The organism is Mixta tenebrionis (genome assembly GCF_006517625.1).
Classification (GTDB): domain Bacteria; phylum Pseudomonadota; class Gammaproteobacteria; order Enterobacterales; family Enterobacteriaceae; genus Mixta; species Mixta tenebrionis.
In genome coordinates, this window is sequence record NZ_VHQI01000060.1 from 1 (window position 1) to 393 (window position 393).

Below are 393 nucleotides of genomic sequence, written 5' to 3' on the forward strand. Positions count from 1 at the left end.
GGAACAGTTTGTGGGGAACATGGCGAACAGCCTGCTGAGCGGGGTGAAGGGCGGCGACAGCGCCGGTTCGGTGACGCAGTCGGCCATCAGCGCGGGCAGCCTCACCGTCCGTGACGCTGAGCAGCAGCGGCAGGATACCGCGGGGCTGAGCCGTGACACGGAGAACGCGAATCAGGTGCTGGAGCAAATCTTCGACCGGGAGAAAGAGCAGCAGCGGCTGAAGGAAGCGCAGCTCATCGGTGAAATCGGCAGCCAGGCGGCAGATATCGCGCGGACGCAGGAGAAAATCGCGGCGCCGGAGCAGGCGAACGGGGAAAACGGGCAGGGCACGGGCGGCAGGGTGCAGCAGGCGATACAGGCGGTAACGGCGGCGATGCAGGGGCTGGCGGGCGG

At 67.4% G+C, this 393-nt stretch carries 1 pseudogene; it reads left to right on the plus strand.

Annotated elements, in window-relative coordinates:
- Positions 1-393: pseudogene (locus FKM52_RS21790) on the plus strand (VENN motif pre-toxin domain-containing protein); the annotation flags it as partial.